Raw genomic sequence first — 18,043 nt, forward strand, 5'->3', positions numbered from 1 at the left:
ATGGGAGCGCTCCCAGCCCGACGTCCTTCGTGGAGATCCCCCATGAGCGTTCCGCGTCCCCCAACGACCCCCACCCCGCCCGACCAGGGGGCGGGCCCACGTTACCCGCTTGTCAAGCGACGGGCCCGAGTTATCCACAGGCTGCTGACGGGCGCGCTTCTGCTCGCCGCCGCCACGACCGCCGCGGCGCCACCGGCCGCCGGAGCCGCCGCCCGGGCCGCCGGAGCCGCCGCCCCGGCCGAGACCAGGGTCGACGTCGACGTACGGGCCGGGCTCGCCACCGTCGGCGACGTCGCGCTCGGCGTCAACCACGCCATCTGGGACTCCCAGCTCGGCCCGCCCGCCGTCTCCGGCCTGCTGCAGGACGCCGGAGTGCAGATGGTGCGCTACCCCGGCGGCTCCTACGCCGACATCTACCACTGGCGCGACCACAGCGCGCCCGGCGGCTACGTCGCGCCGAACACCGACTTCGACACCTTCATGGCGGGCGCGCGGGCCACCGGCGCCCAGCCGATGATCATCGCGAACTACGGCACCGGCACCGCGCAGGAGGCGGCCGACTGGGTGCGGTACGCCAACATCACCAAGGGTTACGACGCCAAGTACTGGACGATCGGCAACGAGAACTACGGCAACGGGCACTACGGCTCGGCGTGGGAGGCCGACGAGCACGCCGACAAGAGCCCGAAGGAGTACGCGGCGACCGTCATCGCGTACGCGCAAGCCATGAAGGCCGTTGATCCGAGCATCAAGATCGGCGCGGTGCTGACCATGCCCGGCAACTGGCCCGACGGCATCGTGGGCGCCGGCGACGAGAGCAGCTGGAACCAGGAGGTGCTCACCCGGGCCGGCTCGGTCATCGACTTCGCCGACGTCCACTGGTATCCCGGCGGCAGCACACCGGCCGAGACCCTCACCAAGTCGAGCCACATCCCGGAGGCCGTCAACCTCCTCAGGCAACAAATTGACCGGTACGGCGGTCAGCCCGCGGGCCGCATAGGCATCAGCATGACCGAGACCAACGTCGAGATCGGCCGCAACACCCAGCCCGGCGCGCTGTTCCTGGCCGACGTCTACAGCGGCCTGCTCGCCCAGGGCGTCTTCACCGTGCACTGGTGGAACGTCCACAACGGCCTCGGCGACGTCTCCACCGTGGCCGGAGAGACCGACTACGACGACTACGGCCTGCTCTCCAGCGGCAACTGCAACGCCGACGGCTCGGTGTGCCAGCCGCCGCTGAACACGCCGTTCGCGCCGTACCACGCGTTGTCACTGATGGGCGACTTCGCCCGTACGGGTGACCGGTTCGTCGGCACGGGCACGGACGACGCTTCGGTCAGCACCCACGCCGTCCGCCGGGCCAACGGCGACGTCGCGGTCCTGCTGATCAACAAGGACGAGGCGGAGCCACGCACGGTGAAGCTGAACTACCACGGCTTCACGCCGGCCGCGGCCACCCCGTCGGTGTCCACCTTCGCCAACGGCGACGACGGGGTGACCACCGCGGCGGCCGGCACCGCCGGAACGCAGACCCTGGCCCCGTACTCGATAACGCTGCTGACCCTGCACCCGGCCCGCACCGACGCGGCCGTGCCGGCGGCGCCCGCGAAACCTTCGGCCACGACGACAGACCGGACCGCGACGATCTCGTGGCCGGCCGGTCCCGCCGGGCTCAAGTACGAGGTGTACCGCCAGAACGGCGGCGTCAGCGAGCTGCTCGGCGAGACCACCGGCACGTCGCTGACCGTACGCAACCTCGAGCCGGGCCGCCGCTACACGGTCAACGTGCTCGGCCGCGACACCGCCGGACGCCTCTCACCGTCCTCGCCGCCGCTGACGTTCACCACCGGCACCCCCGCCACCTCGGCCTGCACGGTGAAACTGCGCGACACCAACGACTGGGGCAACGGCTTCGTCGGCTCGATCGACATCACCAACAACGCGGCGGCTCCGGTCAACGGCTGGACCCTCGCCTTCACCTGGCCCACCACCTGGCAGACCGTGAGCAGCGGCTGGAGCGCCACGTGGGAACAGACCGGCCGCACCGTCCGGGTGACCAGCGACGCCACGCTGGCCGCCGGGGCCACCGTCTCGGCCGGTTTCGTCGGCTCCTACAGCGGGCCCAACGCACTCCCCCAGGTCTTCACCCTCAACGGCACCGTCTGTACGAGCGTGTAGGACCGCCACGACCCGGGCCCCGGCGCGTCGCACCCGGGCCCGGCTCCATTCCGTTTCGCTCCAGCGTGTCGTGCCTTCAGGCCGCCGAAACGGATGAGTCATCCGTTTCATGCTAGGGTCGGCAAGCGGATAGCTCATCCGTTTCATTGTCGGCTCGGCTCCGGAGAGAACATGCAGATCCTGATCACTGGCGGCACCGGCTACCTGGGCTCGGTGTTGGTCGAACACCTGGTTGCAGCAGGCCACGAAGTAGTGGCGCTGACCCGGTCCCCGGAATCAGCAGCGAAAGCGACGCAGGCGGGCGCGCGTCCTCTGCTCGGCAGCCTGACCGACACCGCGCTGCTGGAAACGGCTGCGGCGCAAGCCGATGCCGTGGTGCACGCCGCAGTCGACTATTTCGGTGGCGAGGAAGCGGTCGCGGCAGAAGCCGCTGCGGTGGAGGCTTTGACACGTGGTGCGGGAAAGGCGGACACGGGCAAGCCCTTCCTCTACACGAGCACCAACCTGGTCTACGGGCTCGACCCCGCCCATTCCCGCGACGAGGACGCGGAACTGCCCGAGCCGGGCCTGCAGCCGTTCAAGCTCGTCGGCGAGCGCGTGGTGGGCCACGCTGCGGGCCTCAACGGCATCATCATCCGCGCCGGTCTGGTCTACGGCCGAGGCGGCAGCCTGCTGCTGACCAGTCTGATCAGCGCCGCGGCCCAGTCGGGCGCTGCCACCTACGTCGGCGCCGGCGACAACGAGTGGACCCCGGTGCACGTGGACGATCTTGCCCGCCTGTACCTGACGGCCCTGGAGCTCCCGGTCGCGGGTATCTACAACGCGGCCGGACCGCAGCCGTTCACTTTCCGCGACCTTGCCGAGGCGATCGCGGAACTGACCGGAACCACCGCGACCTCGATCACCGCCGAACAGGCCGAGAGCGCCATGGGGCCGATGGCCGCGCTGCTTCGATCCTCGGCGCGCATCACCTCCCGGAAGGCGCGCAACACCTTCGGGTGGAGCTCCAGCGGTCCCGCCCTGCTGGACGACGTGCGCTCCGGCTCCTACCAGGTCGTGAGCCCGTAAGCCCCAGCCTGGCCGGCCACGCCGCTGCCGGTCCGCTGCGGCCGACCGCCTTCCCAGCCCTGCGCCGCGTGTCAATCGGTCCGGCCGGACAGACTCCGAGCCAGGGTGGAAATCATCACCGCCGCGGGAATCAGATGCAGCGCGATGAGGGCCACGACGCAGGCGGTGTCTGCCCCCGAGAGAAGGGGCGGAATCAACGAGACGGCGGTCAGCGACACCGTCGTCCACACGAATCGCCGAGCCGGTTGGGCGCTCCACCGAAGAAGAGCGACGGCGATGACGACGCCCACGATCGAGAAGAAGCCGGTCACCACGGCGATCCCGGACAACGGGATCGTCGCGCCACCGTCGGGGACCTCGAAGGCGACGCCGCCGGCCCGGGCGAGCGCGGCGGCGAGGCTGGTGGCCGCCACCGCCGCCACCGTGGCGACGAGGCCCCGGCCTGCGAGTCCGCGGAACCGGTGATTGCGGCCGGTTCGACCCGAAGCTGCGGCGATATCGGTGTCATCCAGGGTTTTCATATCGTTTCCTCCATCATTTGATCTTGGGGGTGACGATGCGTACGCGCGCCGTGCGACGACCGGGGTTCCGCAAGGCACGTACGCCGGTGCCGCGCAGCCAGAACCCGGCATCCCGGCCGAGGACAGGCCCGGGCTCGCCGTCGCGCAACTCCAGTTGCACCCGCCCGCAGGCGACAACGGCGAACGCGTCGTGCCATTCCGCTGCGTCCACCGCGACCCGCTCGCCACCACGCAGCGCGAGCGTTCGCACCGGACTACTCCGTGCCGTCCGCCGGCAGCTGCTCCGGCAGCCCGAGCCGCGGGAACTGGTCGCTGTGAAAGGTGGTGATCTCGGCGATCTTTCCGCCGCTGACGCGCAGGACGTCGATCGTCAACGGCAGGTACGCGCCCTCCCGTTTCCGCCAGTGGTAGTAGCCGATGGCGGGCTGCCGGTTCACGGCGGTCGGGACCGCGCGCAGCCCCGTCATGCCCTCGAAGCCGCTCTCGATCCAGTAGTTCACCACCATGTCGCGCCCGACATACAGCCCCGGCGTGGGCGGCATGGACGTACGAACGTCGTCCCGCACCAGGGTGGTGAGCACGTCGATGTCCGTGGCCACGCTGGCCTCGGTGTAGCGCCGCACCAGCTCGCGCGTGCCCGCGTCCCCCTCGCCACCGGTCCAGTCCTGCCGCTGGGCGGGCAGGTGCTCCCGCATGCCGGCCCGGGCCCGCTGCAGCGCGCTGTTCACCGAATTGACGGAGTCCCCCAGAAGCTCCGCGACATCCTTCGCCGGCCACCCGAGCACGTCCCGCAGAATCAGGACAGCCCGCGGCCGCGGCGCAAGGTGCTGGACGGCAACCAGGTAGGCCAGCTCGATGGTCTCCCGCGCGACGGCAACGGCTTCCGGCTCGTCCGCGTCCCCCGCGGGCAACTCGTCGAGCAGTCTGTCCGGATAGGGCTGCAGCCACCGCACCTCGCCACCGGTAGCCGGCTCCGGCCGAACCTTGGCCAACAGGTCAAGACACGCGTTGGTAGCGATCCGGTACAGCCAGGCCCGGAACGTCGACCGCCCCGCAAAGGTCTCGCGCCGCCGCCACGCCCGGAGAAACGTCTCCTGCACAGTGTCCTCGGCGTCCTCGAACGACCCGAGCATGCGGTAACAGTGCACATGCAGCTCCCGCCGGTGCCGCTCCGCCAGCCCCGAAAACGCCGGCTCGTCGACCTCACCCAGACCGTTCACGCCCAGCTCCTCCAGCCGCGTGTCCGCACTCATCACGTCATCCTTCCGCCTCATCGCGTTCCGTCGTAGTTATGACGGGTGCGGACGCCACAACTCATCACCGGGCCTCGTCTCCGTGGCCGTCCCAGCACGGCAGCACTACCCGCGGTCACGTCCGCCGGCCCGCCGAAGTACCGGCCCGGCCTGTTCTCCGCGGTGGCGACCTGCGGCCGTCGGCCCCTCCGTTTCACCAGGCGGCGCGCCACACATGACAACGCATCGTCGCTGCCATCCCCGCCGAGCCTGTCCCCACCGGCGCGGGAGAACACGGGTCCGGTGGGCGCAAGCCCGCAACTGAGGGCCCGAAACGTTCAGATATGCGCGGGTGGGCCACGTGAGCGCAGCCTCGACCGCCCTGACGCAACCTCGCCTGGGCGCAGCCTGCCCGCGTTGCCGCAGCCTGCCCGCGTTGCCGCACGCCGCCGCTTGAGCACCGTCCGCCCGCTGAGCGATGCCCGCCTGAGTGCTGCTCGTTTGAGCACTGCCCGCCTGAGCGCTGCCCATTTGAGCACTGCCCGCCTGAGCGCTGCCCATTTGAGCACTGCCCGCCTGAGCGCTGCCCACTTGAGCACTGCCCACTTGAGCGCTGCCCGCCTGAGCGCTGCCGTGCAGGCCAAAGCCCATCCGCATGCGCAAGCTCGCCCGTGCGGACGCAGGCACGCCCACACGTGTGATCACCGGTCCGCCGGATTGGCGCAAAGCCAGCCCGGTGGGCAACGCCTGATCAGCGCCCGGCTCTGCCAGGGCGGTGACGTAATGGGCGACTCCCGCCTCACAGACTCGACGATCCGAGCGGCCGGGGCATTAGTCCGTCAGGAGCTCGCCGACCCGATCCAGCACGGCCCGCCACTGCGCCGGCTGAACGTTCTCCCGGACCTGACTGGCCAGCTCCACCGCGACAAGCTCGACGATCTGCGCAGACAGACTCCCCATCCGAGCCGGCACCGGCGGCGGTGTGCCGGCCGAAGCCCCCGTGGGCACGGTCGCATCGACAACCGCGGGGTTCAATGCCCCTGACGGCGCAGGCACAGCTGCCACACCCGACGTAGGCGCCACCACCGCAACCTGCGTGGACATGGCCATCCCGCTCGACGCCACCGCCGCGTCCACGTCCGCCCCGCTCGCTGCAGGCGGCACGAACGTCTCCCTCGACTGCCCACCCGTCTGAGGCGCCGCCACCGGCTTTGACACGGCCGTCCCGCTCAACGCGGACGTCAACGGCGCGGGTACGTCAGTCGCGCTCGACATAGGCGGTACCGCCGGGACGTGCGTGGGCGTGGCCATCGCAGTCGATGCCGACGCCGCCCGCGCGGGAACCTCCGCTGCACTCGACGCAGACACCGCCCGTGCGGGTACGTCCGTCGCACTCGACGCAGACACCGCCCGTGCGGGTACGTCCGTCGCACTCGACGCAGACGCCGCCCTACCCACCGGCGTGGACACGGCCGTTGCGTTCGGCTCAGAGGCCACCGTCGTGGTCGTTGCCGCGGCGACCGAGGTGGGCAGGGGCGTGTCGGCCTCGGGTGGCATGACCTCGACGCGCGGGGACGGAACAGAGGCAGTGCCGACGACCGAGGGCACGATGATCCTGCGGGTCACCTCGAAGTCGCGGGCCGCCCGGTCCGGCTCGAAGCCGTCCACCGGCGGGACATCACCGGTCCACTCACGGCCACCCGATAAGAGCCGCTCGTCAGCGCGAGCCGGTGAGAGGCCACCCACCGGCTCCGGGCCGTCGAGCGGCGAGAACTCACCGGGCTGCTCCCCGCTTCCAAACCTGAGTGACTCACCGACGCCGAGTGGCGGGAACTCGCCGGCCCGTCCCCGGCCGCCACGCGAAGACAGCTCGCCGGCACCGATCGCCGGGGCGTCGCCGACCTGGCTTCGATCACCAGCCGCAAGCTGCTCCTCAAGGCCGACCGGCGGGAACGCCCGCTCCTCAACGCCGACCGGCGGAAAGGCCCGCTCCTGACCGCCGGAGAGGAGCGGCACGCCTGCATCCGCCCACTCCGGGCCGCCGAACGAAAGCGGCTCCCCCTCGCCGGCCGACTCCCGCCCGCCGAACGAAAGCGGCACACCCGCGGCGGACGGCTCTCGGCCGCCGAACGAAAGCGGCACGTCCTCGTCGGCCGGCTCTCGGCCCCCGAAGGAAGGCGGCACGCCAACGCCGGACGAAAGCGGCACGCCAACGCCGAAGGAAAGCGGCACGCCAACGCCCGACGAAACTGGTGCGTCGATGGCGGGCGGTGGCACGTCGTCGGTCTGGTCGGGGCCACTCAGGGAGAGCTGCCCGCCGGTCAGGGGGAGGACGCCGACGACGTGCAGGTAGCGGGTCGTGCGGGTCAGGGCCACGTACAGCAGGCGGTGGCCGCGTTCGTCCTCGGCGACGATGTCCTTCGGCTCGACCACCACGGTGGCGTCGAACTCGAGGCCCTTGGCCTCTTGCGGGCTGACCAGGTTGACGCCCTGGCCGAGTTCGCTGCGTGACGCCGCGCGCCAGGCCACGTCGCGTACCGCCAGCTCGGACTCGATCGCCCAGCGGTGGACGGCCGGGCAGATGATGGCGACCGAGCGGCCGTGGGACGCGTGGGCCATCGCCGCCTCGACCGCCACCGCGGCCCGGCTCTCGTCGTCGACCAGGCGGAACACGGGGTCGCCGGGGCCGTCGCGGACCACCTGGGGTGCGGTGATGCCGGGGGCGGCGATCGGCAGCAGGCGCTCGGCCAGCTCGAACACCTGGCGCGGCACGCGGTAGCCGTAGCGCAGCTCGGCCGTGCGCTGGGACAGCTGGGCGGGCAGGTGCTCGAGGATGTCGTCCCAGTCGTCGCGGGCCCACAGGCCGGTGGACTGGGCGATGTCGCCGACCACGGTCATCGAGCCCGTCGACGACCGCGCGGCGATCGACCGCAGCTGCATGGGTGAGAGGTCCTGCGCCTCGTCGACCACGATGTGGGCGTACCGGTCGTCGATGCCGTGCAGCAGTGATTCGAGGTAGTCGAGCAGCGGCAGGTCGGCCTCGCTCCAGATCTCTTCGGTGATCCGCTCGCCGGGGCGACGGTGCAGCAGGGCGACCTCGCGGGCGGTGAACGCCTCGCCGGCGGCGGCGATGAGACGGTCGCGCGAGCCGAACAGCTCGCGCAGGAAGGCCGGGGCGGTGAACGAGGGCCAGATCCGTTCGATCAGCTGGTCGAGCGATGTGCGCACGCCGAGCCGACGGTCGCGGGCCCGGTCCATGCCGACGTTGACCATGAGACTGCGGAAGATCTGCCGCTGCTGGGTGAACGTGCCGGGCGTCTGCCGGCTGCGGGCGACGATCTGGTTGATCTCGTCGGCCGTGAAGACGACCGGACGACCGTCGAGCTGGGCCTCGACGGCGGGCTGGTCGGCCGGCACGCCGATCCGGTCGTACAGGGCGCGTCGCAGCAGCCCGGCCAGGCGGCCGTCGCCCTTGAGGCGGACTACCCCGGCCCCTTCCGTGCGGCCGCGCTTGACCGGCGGGTGGAACTGGCCGATGTCGCGCTGCACGACGCTGATGTCGCCCAGGCTGGGCAGCACCGTGCGGGTGTAGCGGGTGAACGTCGGCGTGGGGCCGACGATCAGCACGTCGGCCGCCGAGAGGGCGTCGCGGTAGTTGAACAGCAGCCAGGAGACCCGGTGCAACGCGACGGCTGTCTTGCCCGTGCCGGGGCCGCCCTGGATGACGAGCAGCTGGTCGAGGGGCGCGCGGATGAGGTCGAACTGGGCGGCCTGGATGGTGCGGACGATGTCATGCATCTGGCCGGTGCGGTCGCGGTTGAGGTCGTCGAGCAGGGCGTCACCGGGCGCCTCGAGCTCGGCCACGGCCGCCGCCAACTGCCGGAAAACCACGTCGCTGTACGACTGGATCGTGTTCCCGTCGCACTCGAAGGTGCGCTTGAGCACCAGACCGCCGGTGTCGGCGTGGGTGGCCGTGTAGTAGCGGGCGGCGGCCGGCGCCTGCCAGTTGACGACCAGCACCTCGGAGTCGTCGTCGAAGATGGTGTTGTGGCCGACGTAGAGGACGTCGCCGTCCTCGTCGTCCATGCGCCCGACCGCGACGGCGTCGTCGGGCTGCCCGATGCGCTGGAGGCGGGCCTCGGCGTCCTTGCGGAGCCGCACCGCGGCGCCCGCGTTCGCCGCCGCGCCCGGCGCCTCGAGCAGGTGGCGGCGCATGCGCTCACGGTGGTCGGACACGTGGTCGAAATACTTCTGCTCGGCCGCCAGAATCTCCGCCACCGTCTCCACCAGGCACTCCCCTCACTCGCGCCACACCACGATGCGCGGTGGTTGTTGAATCAACCATCGCCCGTTCGCCCGCCAACAACTGACCGTGTCGCCGGCGAAGCGGAGGGGTGTCAGTCGCCGCTGAAGCCCCAGAAGAAGAGCTCGGCGGGCTTGCCGCCGGCGTCGTGCAGGACAGCGAGCCGCCCGACCCAGCGCTCGGCGGCCAGTTCCTCCAGCTTCTCGACATGCTCACGCGTGAGGGTGACCGTGCCCGCGGTGGCCAGGGCCTCTTCGTCGGTGACGGGCACGACCGCGCCGAAGGAGGGCGCCCGCGAGATCTCGTGGACGTCGAGGATGGAGTGGGTGCCCGACTCCTGCACGGCCTCGTCGGACCACAGCTGTTCCTCGGTCTTCGGCCGGTTCGGGAAGTCGGCGGCCGACTTGCCGAACTCGTAGGGCACCGCCCACCAGTAGTCGCCGCTCGCGAAGACGGTGTCCCGCAAGGAGGCCAGCGCCTCGTCGAGGTCGGGCTGATAGGGAACGTAGTAGTGCCAACCGGATGCGCCCATGGCGATTCCTCCCCGTCGATGGTGATCGGCGGGAACCTTAGCCGCGCCGTACGACAAAAACCCGGGAGCAGGACGCACGTCGGGACGCAACCTGCTGATCAACTGCTCACGTATTGCTCGGCCCGGAGGTAGAGCATCGAAACTTGTGATTCCTAGCGTTCTGTTCGGGCGACCGGCGTGATCCGCGGGCCGCCCGGGGCAGGGGCTCACCCTGCCTTTCTCCACCACGGCCCGATCCCGGGCCGCCTCGAAGGAGACAGAATGGCAAGAAGTCCACATCACCGGAGCGCGGCCCGAGCCGTGCTCGGTGCGGGGATGGCGGTCATCATGGCCGCCGCGGGAGTGGTCGCGACTGGCGCTGGCGCCCAGGCCGCGGCCCCCAAGGACAAGATCCGGCCCGAGCTCGCGGCCCAGATGGCCGAGCGCGGGGGCGGCGACTTCTGGATCAGGTTCGGCGCCCGGGCCGACCTGACCGCGGCCGGCAAAATCAAGAACTGGGACGAGCGGGGTACGGCGGTGGCCGCGGCCCTGAAGAAGGCGGCGGCGGACAGTCAGTCCGGGGTCCGGGCCGAGCTCGACAAGGGCGGCGCGAGCTACCAGTCGTTCTGGGCGACCAACGCGATCAAGGTCAGCAAGGGATCGCCGGCGCTGGTGCAGAGCCTCGCCGCCCGCCCCGAGGTCGAGGGCCTCTACGCCCCGGCCAAGGTCGAGGCGCCCAAGGTCGTCGAGGGCACCCAGCAGAAGGCCGTCAACGCGGTCGAGTGGGGCATCGCCAACATCAACGCGGACGACGTCTGGTCGCAGTACGGCATCACGGGCGAGGGCGTCACGATCGCGAGCATCGACAGCGGCGTCCAGTTCAACCACCCGGCGCTGGTCGGCTCCTACCGGGGCAACAACGGCGACGGCACCTTCACCCACGACTACAACTGGTTCGACGCCGCCGGCGCCTGTTCCGGCGCCCCGTGCGACACCAACGGCCACGGCACCCACACGATGGGCACCATGGCCGGCTCGGACGGGACGAACCAGGTCGGGGTCGCGCCCGGCGTCCGCTGGATCACCGCCAACGGCTGCTGCCCCTCGGACGCCGCGCTGATCGAGTCGGGCCAGTGGATGCTCGAGCCGACCGACTCGGCGGGCGCCAACCCCGACGCGAGCAAGCGGCCGAACGTCATCAACAACTCCTGGGGCACGATCAACCCGTCGAACGAGCCGTTCATGGAGGACATCACGACGGCCTGGACGGCGTCCGGCATATTCGGCGCCTTCGCCAACGGCAACAGCGGGCCCGGATGTCAGTCCAGCGGTTCGCCGGGCAGCCTGGTCAGCAACTATTCGGTCGGGGCCTACGGCGTGGACAACACGATCGCCGACTTCTCGGGCCGCGGCGTGGGACAGAACGGCGAGCTCAAGCCGAACGTGTCGGCCCCGGGTCTCAACGTCCGCTCCACCTGGCCCAACAGCGGGTACAACAGCATCAGCGGCACCTCGATGGCCACACCCCACCTGGCCGGCGCGGTTGCCCTGTTGTGGTCGGCTGCCCCGGCGCTCGTCGGCGATGTCACCGCCACCCGCGCGCTGCTGGACGACACGGCCATCGACAGCGACAACGCCCAGTGCGGCGGCAACGCCGACGACAACAACGTCTTCGGCGAGGGCCGCCTGGACGCGCTGAAGCTGATCTCGCAGGCGCCCACCGGCGACTCCGGCACCCTGGCCGGCAAGGTCACCGACGCGGCCACGGGCGCGGCGGTCGCGAACGCGGCGCTGACCCTGACCGGGGCGGCCGACCGGCAACTCACCACGGGCACCGACGGTGCATACTCGACGCGGCTGCCGGCCGGCGACTACCAGGTCGCCGTGACGGCGTACGGCTATTCGGCCCGGACGGTGGCGGCCACGGTCACGGCCGATCGGACCACCACGACGAACGTGGCGCTGGCGGCTGTTCCGACCGTGTCCGTGGGCGGGGCGGTGACCGACGGCTCCGGCCACGGCTGGCCGCTGTACGCCAAGGTCTCCGTGGCCGGACCGGGCGGCGTCTCCGACTACACGACCCCGTCCAACGGCCGCTACAGCTTCAAGGTGCCGGCCGGGTCCACGTACAAAATCACCGTCGAGTCGCAGTACCCGGGCTATCAGACGGTGACCAAGGACGTGGTCGTCGGAACGAAGAACGTCACCCAGAACGTGGCGGTTCCGGCCTCGCAGGACGACTGCACGACGGCGCCGGGCTATGAGAACTCCACCAAGGGCGACTTCCAGTCGTTCGACGGCGCCTCGGCGCCGACCGGCTGGACCGTGGTCGACAACGCCGGCGAAGGCCAGACCTGGAAGTTCACCGACGACGGGCAGCGCGGCAACAACACCGGCGGCGACGGCGGTTTCGCCATCGTCGACAGCGACCGCTACGGCTCCGGCCACACGCAGGACACGTCGCTGGTCAGCCCCGTCGTCGACCTCACCGGCGTGGCCGCGCCGGTGATCCGCTTCGACCAGGAGTACCGGCAGTACGGCGAGGAGACCGGCGACGTCGATCTCAGCGTCGACGGCGGCGCCACCTGGTCGACCGTGCTGAAGCAGACCGCCAACGTGCCGGGTCCCGAGCGCACCTCGGTCGCGATCCCGCAGGCCGCGGGCAAATCCGCCGTGCAGGTGCGATTCCACTACTACGAGGGCTCGTTCGCCTGGTGGTGGAAGGTCGACAACGTGCTGATCGGCGAGCTCGAGTGCGTGCCCACCGACGGCGGGCTGGTCGTCGGCCACGTCAAGGACGGCAACACCGGCGGCTACGTCAACGGGGCCACCGTCGCCGACAAGGGTGACGCCGCCGTGAAGGCCACCACGGTCGCCACGCCGGACGACACCGCCCTGCCGGACGGCTTCTTCTGGCTGCTCGCTCAGCCCGGCTCCCGCACGTTCGGGGCCACGGCCGGCAACTACGCCGGTGACACCGATACGGTCGACGTCGAGGCCGACTGGACGAGCTCGGCGGCGTTCGAGCTGGGCGCCGGTCAGCTCGCGGTCACCCCGGCCACGGTGAGCGCGGACGTCCGGATGCCCGACGGCAGCGCGGCCAAGAAGTTCACGGTCACCAACACCGGCACCCAGCCGGTCGAGGTGAAGCTCTCCGAGCGCGGCGGCAGCTTCGACATGCTGAAGGCCGACGGCTCGCGGACGACCCTGGGCGAGATCCTCGGATCGCCGGGCGCACCGGTGCAGCGAATCACCACGGCCGTTTCGTTCGCGTCGAAGACCTCCTTCAAAGCGAACGCTGTGGCCCAGGACGGCCCGCTGGCCGAGCCGTGGACGAACATCGCCGATTTCCCGAAGGTCGTGATGGACAACCGGGTCGTCAACCTGGACGGCAAGGTCTACTCCCTCGGCGGCACCGACGGCAACGCGGCCTACGAGACGAACTACGTCTACGACCCGGTCGCGCAGGCCTGGTCGCCGATCGCCGACCTGCCCGAGGCCCGAAGCGCGCTGACCGTGGGCGTGGCCGACGGCCAGATCATCGTCACCGGCGGCTGGGGCCCGGCCGGCCCGGCCGCCACCACCTGGGCGTACGACCCGGGGGCGGACAGCTGGACGCGCAAGGCGGACAACCCGGCGCCGCGGTCGGCCGCGGGCCAGGCGGTGCTCGACGGCAAGCTGTACGCCGTCGCCGGCTGCACGACCGCCAACTGCACGCCGATGTCGAACGACGTGGTCCGGTACGACCCGGGCAGCGACACCTGGGAGACGGTGGCCGACTACCCGAAGTCGGTGGCGTTCGCCTCGTGCGGCGGCATCGACGGCGTCCTGTACTGCACCGGCGGCAACGACGGCCAGAACTCGCAGAAGGCCGGCTACGCCTTCGACCCGGCCACCGGCGCCTGGACCCCGATCGCCGACGCTCCGGCCGACCAGTGGGCCGCCTCCTCCGCCGCGGCGAACGGCAAGCTCCTCGTGGTGGGCGGTGTGCAGGCCGGCGCGGTCACCAACGCCGGTTTCGCGTACGACCCGGCCGCCGGCTCGTGGGCCGCTCTGCCCAACGCCAACACGGCCCGGTACCGGGGCGCGGCGGCGTGCGGCTTCTACAAGGTGGGTGGCTCGTCGGGTGGCTTCAACCCCACGACCGGCGGCGAGGCGCTGCCCGGTCTGGAGGAGTGTGGCGCGGCGAGCGACGTCAGCTGGATGACGCTCGACAAGTCGGAGGCCACGTTGGCCCCCGGCAAGAAGGTGACGGTCACCGTCGGGCTCACCGCCTCGGTGGACCAGCCGGGCGCGTACACCGCCTCGGTCGGTCTCAAGGAGAACACCCCGTACACCGTTCCGCCGGTCGGCGTCACGCTCAACGCTCTGCCCCCGAAGACGTGGGCGAAGCTGATGGGCACGGTCACCGGCGTTCCCTGCGGAGGCGCCGGCGCACCGCTGTCCGGCGCGACCGTCCAGGTCGACTCGTGGGCGACGTCGCTCACCTTCGCCACGGACGCCCAGGGCCAGTACGCGTACTGGCTCGACAAGCGCAACAACCCGCTCACGCTGATCGCCGCCAAGGACGGCTGGAAGCCCCAGGCCCGTACGTCCAAGGTCAGCCCGGCCGAGCCGAAGGTCGAGAACTTCGCCCTCGCCCCGACGCGCTGCTGACGCCCTGAGATGAGTCCGGCCCGTCCGCCAGCCGCGGGCGGGCCGGTTCGTCAAGCGGTGAAACGGATGCCGACGCCGCGGATGGCATGGATCGTTGCCGCCGCACCGAGCCGGGCCAGCTTGGCCCGCACCCGCCGCACCGTCGAATGGATGTCCGAGCCCCGGCCCACATGCTCGTTGCCCCACACCTCGAGATGCAGCTTCTCGTACGTCCAGACCCGCCCCGGCGCGGCCACGAGGCACCGCAGGAAGTCGTGCTCGAGCGGCGTCAGCGCGACCTCCCGGTCATGCCAGCACAGCACCCGCCGGTCGGAGTCGACACGCAGGCCCTCCGGCGGGCTACCGCCGGGCGGCGCCACCACATCGAGGAACTGCCGCGCCTGGTCCGGTGTGGACACGATGAGAAAGGCCTCGCTGCCACCGAGCAACTGCGCCAGTCTCCGGCGCCCGTCCGGCGAGGAAGCGATACCGATGGCCAACGATGGGACCGCACTATCCGTCATGCCCCCGCCTTCCGACAGCGATGCCGCAATCGATGGCTGACGATAAATCCGGTACGTCACGTTCTCGTTAACCGGTCGCCCACTGCCGCGACATCACATTGAGGCAAGGCTATGTGAGCTGCTTCGCTGTCCCCGTGGCGGTTTTGCGCCATGTCACCTCTCCGCCACCCTGACGGCCGGCCGCGCCGCGAACGGCACTCGCAGCCTGGCTATCGTCCACCGCGGCGTAACGGAATCGGATTGTCGTCGGGCACCACCAGCCAGGCCCGCTCGGCCAGCGGCGCCAGCAGCCCGGCGCAACGATCGGTCCGGGCCGCGCCGAGGTGACGCCACGGGCTCGCCGCCAGCTGATCGGTGAGCTGTTCCACCCGGGCGTACGCGTCGCGGCCGGCCGGAGTGGCGGTGCCCTCGGACGTGAGCCAGCCGCGATCCCGGAGGCGATCGCCGGCGGCCGCCCACTCGTCGTCGGTCCAGCCGCGGGCCGGCTGGGTGACCGCACGAAGGCGACCGCCCTCGATGCCCGCGCGCCACACCAGCGACTCACACCCGTCCACGCCCGCGGTCAGCAGCGCGGCGACGTGCCCGTCGCCGCGGTGCTCGCGCAGGATGGTGGCCGCCTGCCAGAGCCGCCCGACCGGATCCCGCGGCCACGGCAGGTCGGCGTGGGCAGCGGCCAGCACACGCCCGCCCAGATCGGCCGCCCGGGCAGCTTCTTCGAGCAGGTCGGCCGCCTCGGTCGGCGGTTCGGCCGCGAACACTTCGCTCAGCGTCGCGTTCGCCCCGGCGGCGCGGGCGGCGAGCGCATCGGACGGGCTGATCCGATCCCAGACGTCAGGCAGAGCCCGTGCCACCATGGCCGGCGCGAACCCGAAGAAGGCGGCGGTGACCGGTCCTGCACCCACCGCCCCGAGCGCCGCCGCCCGCCCGGCGAAGTAACGCCGCCAGAAGCCGGTCAGCCCCGCCTCCTCGAAGGCCACGGCACATTGAGGGGCGAAGTAGGTGACCGCGTGCAGGGGCTCGAACAGCGCCCACATGCGGCGCTCGACAGACGGCTCGCTCATGCCCGTATCCCACCGGCCCTGATCACACCCGGCAAGAGCCGGAAAGGATCCGGTGGCCTCGTACACCGCCGTTATGGCCTCCCGACGCAGGGCGGGCTAAATGCGGCTGCTGCGGCACGGACGCTGGGCTACGGTGCTGCGATGCAGGCGGACGAGACTCAGCGGGCAACACAGGCAGCCATATCGAGCGCCTCATCGCTGGGCCTGGCCGCCCATGACACCACCGTCCTGCACAACTCGAACAAACTCACGCTGCGTCTGCGGCCCTGTGACGTGGTGGCCCGGGTGGCCCCGGCAGCCCACCGAGGCGTCCAGTTCGAAGTGGATGTCGCTCGGCGGCTGGCCGAGGCCGGGAGCCCGGTGGCCGCGCTGGAATCGCCCGAGGTCTTCGCCCGGGACGACTACGTGGTCACCCTGTGGGACTACTACGAACCAGTGACCACTCAGGCGATTCCCCACGCGGAGTACGCCGGCGCGCTCGAACGTCTGCACGCCGGAATGCGGAGGGTCGACCTGCCGGCCCCGCACTTCACGGACCGGGTCTCTGAGGCCCGGACGCTCGTGGCCGACCGAGCCCGAACACCGGAACTGACCGACCCGGACCGGGCGTTCCTCGCCGGCACGTTGGACGGTATGCGAAGAGCGGTCAACGGGAGCGGCCGGCCCGAGCAATTGCTGCACGGCGAGCCCCATCCGGGCAACCTGCTCGCGACCCGGACCGGGCCGCTCTTCATCGACTTCGAGACGTGTTGCCGCGGGCCGATCGAGTTCGACCTGGCCCACGCGCCCGACGAGGTGGGAGACCACTACCCGGGCGTCGATCACCAGCTGCTCCGGGACTGCCGGACCCTCGTGCTGGCGATGATCACAGCGTGGCGCTGGGACCGCGACGATCAGTTCCCCGGCGGCCGCCGGCTCGGCGTCGAGTGGCTGAGCGAACTCCGGAAGGCAACGACGCAGCCGGGACAATGACGAACGCCCCGAACACGATCAGCAGAGATCGTGCCGGGGCGAACGTCCACCTCAGAAATTGCTGACCGGGATCAGAGGTCCGCGGGACCGGCCGCGACAGCCTCCTGGACGGCGTCGGTGCGGCGCTCGTCCGCCTTCGCCGTGTCGTCGGTGCGGGGCTGGGCGGCCGGGCGGGCCGCCGAGCGGGCCGCGGCGGCGGGCGGGTCGGTGACCACGCCGCGGCGGATGCGGTTGTTGTCGGCGATCTGGGCCGCGGGGGTGTTGCCGGTGGCGGTCAGGGCGCCGTCGATGATGTTGTCGTCGATGGTGACGCCGCCGGTGGTGCTGGTGACGCTCACGTCCTTGCCCCAGAAGCCGCCGGAGGCGCAGGAGTCCAGCGGGCCGTTCGGGCCCAGCTGCACGGCGCCCAGGTTGCCGGCGAACGTGGCCTTGCCGCGGATCGAGCTGCCGCAGACGACGCTGCCGGTGCCGCTGTTCAGCACCGACAGGGTGCCGTCGACGAACGAGTCGTGCACGTCCGTGTAGTAGGTGCCGGTGCTCGTGACGTTGCCGGTGACCGACGTGTTCTTGTCGAGCCGGACCTCGCCCGCCTGCACGTTGACGCTGCCGGTCACCGTCGCGCTCTCGGTGAAGAGGAAGCTGTCGACCGTCGTGGCGCCCTTGGCCCGTACGGTCACGGCACCGGTCGCGGCGTCGCGCAGGTAGACGCCGTAGCCGCCGGCGGCCAGCACGACCGGACCGGTGACCTCGGTGTCGGAGGCGTCGAAGTAGCCGTTGCCGGCGATGCGCACGTCGCCGGAGAACTTGCCGCCGGCGACGACCAGGTTGCCGCCCGCGGCGACGCTGACGTTGCCGGTGACGATGGTGCCGGTGAGCGAGCACGACTCGCCGGCCGGGACGTACAGGTCGTTGGGGACGGTGACCGCCCCGCCCGTGCCGATGCAGTGGGTGACCAGCGCCGCGCTGGCGGGAACGGCGGGCGTCAGGCCGGCCAGGACACCGGCGGCGACGACGAGGGAAAGACGCTTACGCATGAAG

At 71.2% G+C, this 18,043-nt stretch carries 13 protein-coding genes; 4 read left to right on the plus strand and 9 right to left on the minus strand.

The genetic code is table 11. The features are described from left to right. The first annotated feature begins 42 nt into the window (after positions 1-42). Positions 43-2,178, plus strand: coding sequence for a cellulose binding domain-containing protein (locus tag KXC43_RS41135; RefSeq protein WP_221381683.1), 2,136 nt, complete (start codon positions 43-45; stop codon positions 2,176-2,178). 171 nt (positions 2,179-2,349) lie between these two features. Further along, positions 2,350-3,246, plus strand: coding sequence for an NAD-dependent epimerase/dehydratase family protein (locus KXC43_RS41140; protein ID WP_221381684.1), 897 nt, complete (start codon positions 2,350-2,352; stop codon positions 3,244-3,246). Positions 3,247-3,317: 71 nt separating this feature from the next. Here KXC43_RS41140 and KXC43_RS41145 read toward each other — a convergent pair whose 3' ends face one another. From KXC43_RS41145 to KXC43_RS41170, 6 genes are all read right to left on the minus strand, one after another. Further along, the gene (locus KXC43_RS41145) at positions 3,318-3,767 is read right to left on the minus strand and encodes a DUF6069 family protein (protein WP_221381685.1); all 450 of its coding nucleotides are present in this window, start codon (positions 3,765-3,767) and stop codon (positions 3,318-3,320) included. 13 nt (positions 3,768-3,780) lie between these two features. Further along, positions 3,781-4,017, minus strand: coding sequence for a hypothetical protein (locus tag KXC43_RS41150; RefSeq protein WP_221381686.1), 237 nt, complete (start codon positions 4,015-4,017; stop codon positions 3,781-3,783). A gap of 4 nt (positions 4,018-4,021) precedes the next feature. Further along, positions 4,022-5,020, minus strand: coding sequence for an RNA polymerase subunit sigma-70 (locus KXC43_RS41155; RefSeq protein WP_221381687.1), 999 nt, complete (start codon positions 5,018-5,020; stop codon positions 4,022-4,024). A 317-nt stretch (positions 5,021-5,337) separates the two neighbouring features. Then, positions 5,338-5,694: a pentapeptide repeat-containing protein gene (locus tag KXC43_RS53380; protein ID WP_369076977.1), complete on the minus strand. Its 357-nt coding sequence runs from the start codon at positions 5,692-5,694 to the stop codon at positions 5,338-5,340. 136 nt (positions 5,695-5,830) lie between these two features. Beyond that, entirely contained in the window at positions 5,831-9,286 is a 3,456-nt protein-coding gene (locus KXC43_RS41165) for a UvrD-helicase domain-containing protein (protein WP_221381689.1), read from the minus strand. A gap of 110 nt (positions 9,287-9,396) precedes the next feature. After that, positions 9,397-9,834, minus strand: coding sequence for a hypothetical protein (locus KXC43_RS41170; RefSeq protein WP_221381690.1), 438 nt, complete (start codon positions 9,832-9,834; stop codon positions 9,397-9,399). Positions 9,835-10,095: 261 nt separating this feature from the next. Between KXC43_RS41170 and KXC43_RS41175 the strand changes: the two genes are divergently transcribed. Continuing rightward, positions 10,096-14,469, plus strand: coding sequence for a S8 family serine peptidase (locus tag KXC43_RS41175; RefSeq protein WP_221381691.1), 4,374 nt, complete (start codon positions 10,096-10,098; stop codon positions 14,467-14,469). A gap of 50 nt (positions 14,470-14,519) precedes the next feature. Here the strand turns inward: KXC43_RS41175 and KXC43_RS41180 are convergent, their stop codons facing one another. Together KXC43_RS41180 and KXC43_RS41185 are read right to left on the minus strand one after the other, a co-directional pair. Next, positions 14,520-15,032: a winged helix-turn-helix domain-containing protein gene (locus tag KXC43_RS41180; protein WP_308129492.1), complete on the minus strand. Its 513-nt coding sequence runs from the start codon at positions 15,030-15,032 to the stop codon at positions 14,520-14,522. Positions 15,033-15,181: 149 nt separating this feature from the next. Further along, on the minus strand, positions 15,182-16,033 hold the full coding sequence (locus KXC43_RS41185) for an SCO6745 family protein (RefSeq protein WP_221381692.1): 852 nt from the start codon (positions 16,031-16,033) through the stop codon (positions 15,182-15,184). A gap of 141 nt (positions 16,034-16,174) precedes the next feature. Between KXC43_RS41185 and KXC43_RS41190 the strand changes: the two genes are divergently transcribed. Further along, positions 16,175-17,005 carry a phosphotransferase gene (locus KXC43_RS41190; RefSeq protein ID WP_221381693.1) on the plus strand — a complete coding sequence of 277 codons (831 nt, stop codon included), beginning with the start codon at positions 16,175-16,177 and terminating at the stop codon, positions 17,003-17,005. A gap of 71 nt (positions 17,006-17,076) precedes the next feature. Here the strand turns inward: KXC43_RS41190 and KXC43_RS41195 are convergent, their stop codons facing one another. Next, complete coding sequence (locus tag KXC43_RS41195) at positions 17,077-18,039, minus strand: hypothetical protein (RefSeq protein WP_221381694.1); 963 nt, start codon at positions 18,037-18,039, stop codon at positions 17,077-17,079. Between the last annotated feature and the right edge of the window lie 4 nt (positions 18,040-18,043).

Source organism: Paractinoplanes polyasparticus (genome assembly GCF_019710575.1).
In the GTDB taxonomy this organism is placed as follows: domain Bacteria; phylum Actinomycetota; class Actinomycetes; order Mycobacteriales; family Micromonosporaceae; genus Actinoplanes; species Actinoplanes polyasparticus.

Coding starts and splice junctions, on each gene's coding strand:
- KXC43_RS41135 (WP_221381683.1), top strand. CDS start 43: ATGAGCGTTCCGCGTCCCCCAACGACCCCCACCCCGCCCGACCAGGGG.
- KXC43_RS41140 (WP_221381684.1), top strand. CDS start 2,350: ATGCAGATCCTGATCACTGGCGGCACCGGCTACCTGGGCTCGGTGTTG.
- KXC43_RS41145 (WP_221381685.1), bottom strand. CDS start 3,767: ATGAAAACCCTGGATGACACCGATATCGCCGCAGCTTCGGGTCGAACC.
- KXC43_RS41155 (WP_221381687.1), bottom strand. CDS start 5,020: ATGAGTGCGGACACGCGGCTGGAGGAGCTGGGCGTGAACGGTCTGGGT.
- KXC43_RS41170 (WP_221381690.1), bottom strand. CDS start 9,834: ATGGGCGCATCCGGTTGGCACTACTACGTTCCCTATCAGCCCGACCTC.
- KXC43_RS41175 (WP_221381691.1), top strand. CDS start 10,096: ATGGCAAGAAGTCCACATCACCGGAGCGCGGCCCGAGCCGTGCTCGGT.
- KXC43_RS41185 (WP_221381692.1), bottom strand. CDS start 16,033: ATGAGCGAGCCGTCTGTCGAGCGCCGCATGTGGGCGCTGTTCGAGCCC.
- KXC43_RS41190 (WP_221381693.1), top strand. CDS start 16,175: ATGCAGGCGGACGAGACTCAGCGGGCAACACAGGCAGCCATATCGAGC.
- KXC43_RS41195 (WP_221381694.1), bottom strand. CDS start 18,039: ATGCGTAAGCGTCTTTCCCTCGTCGTCGCCGCCGGTGTCCTGGCCGGC.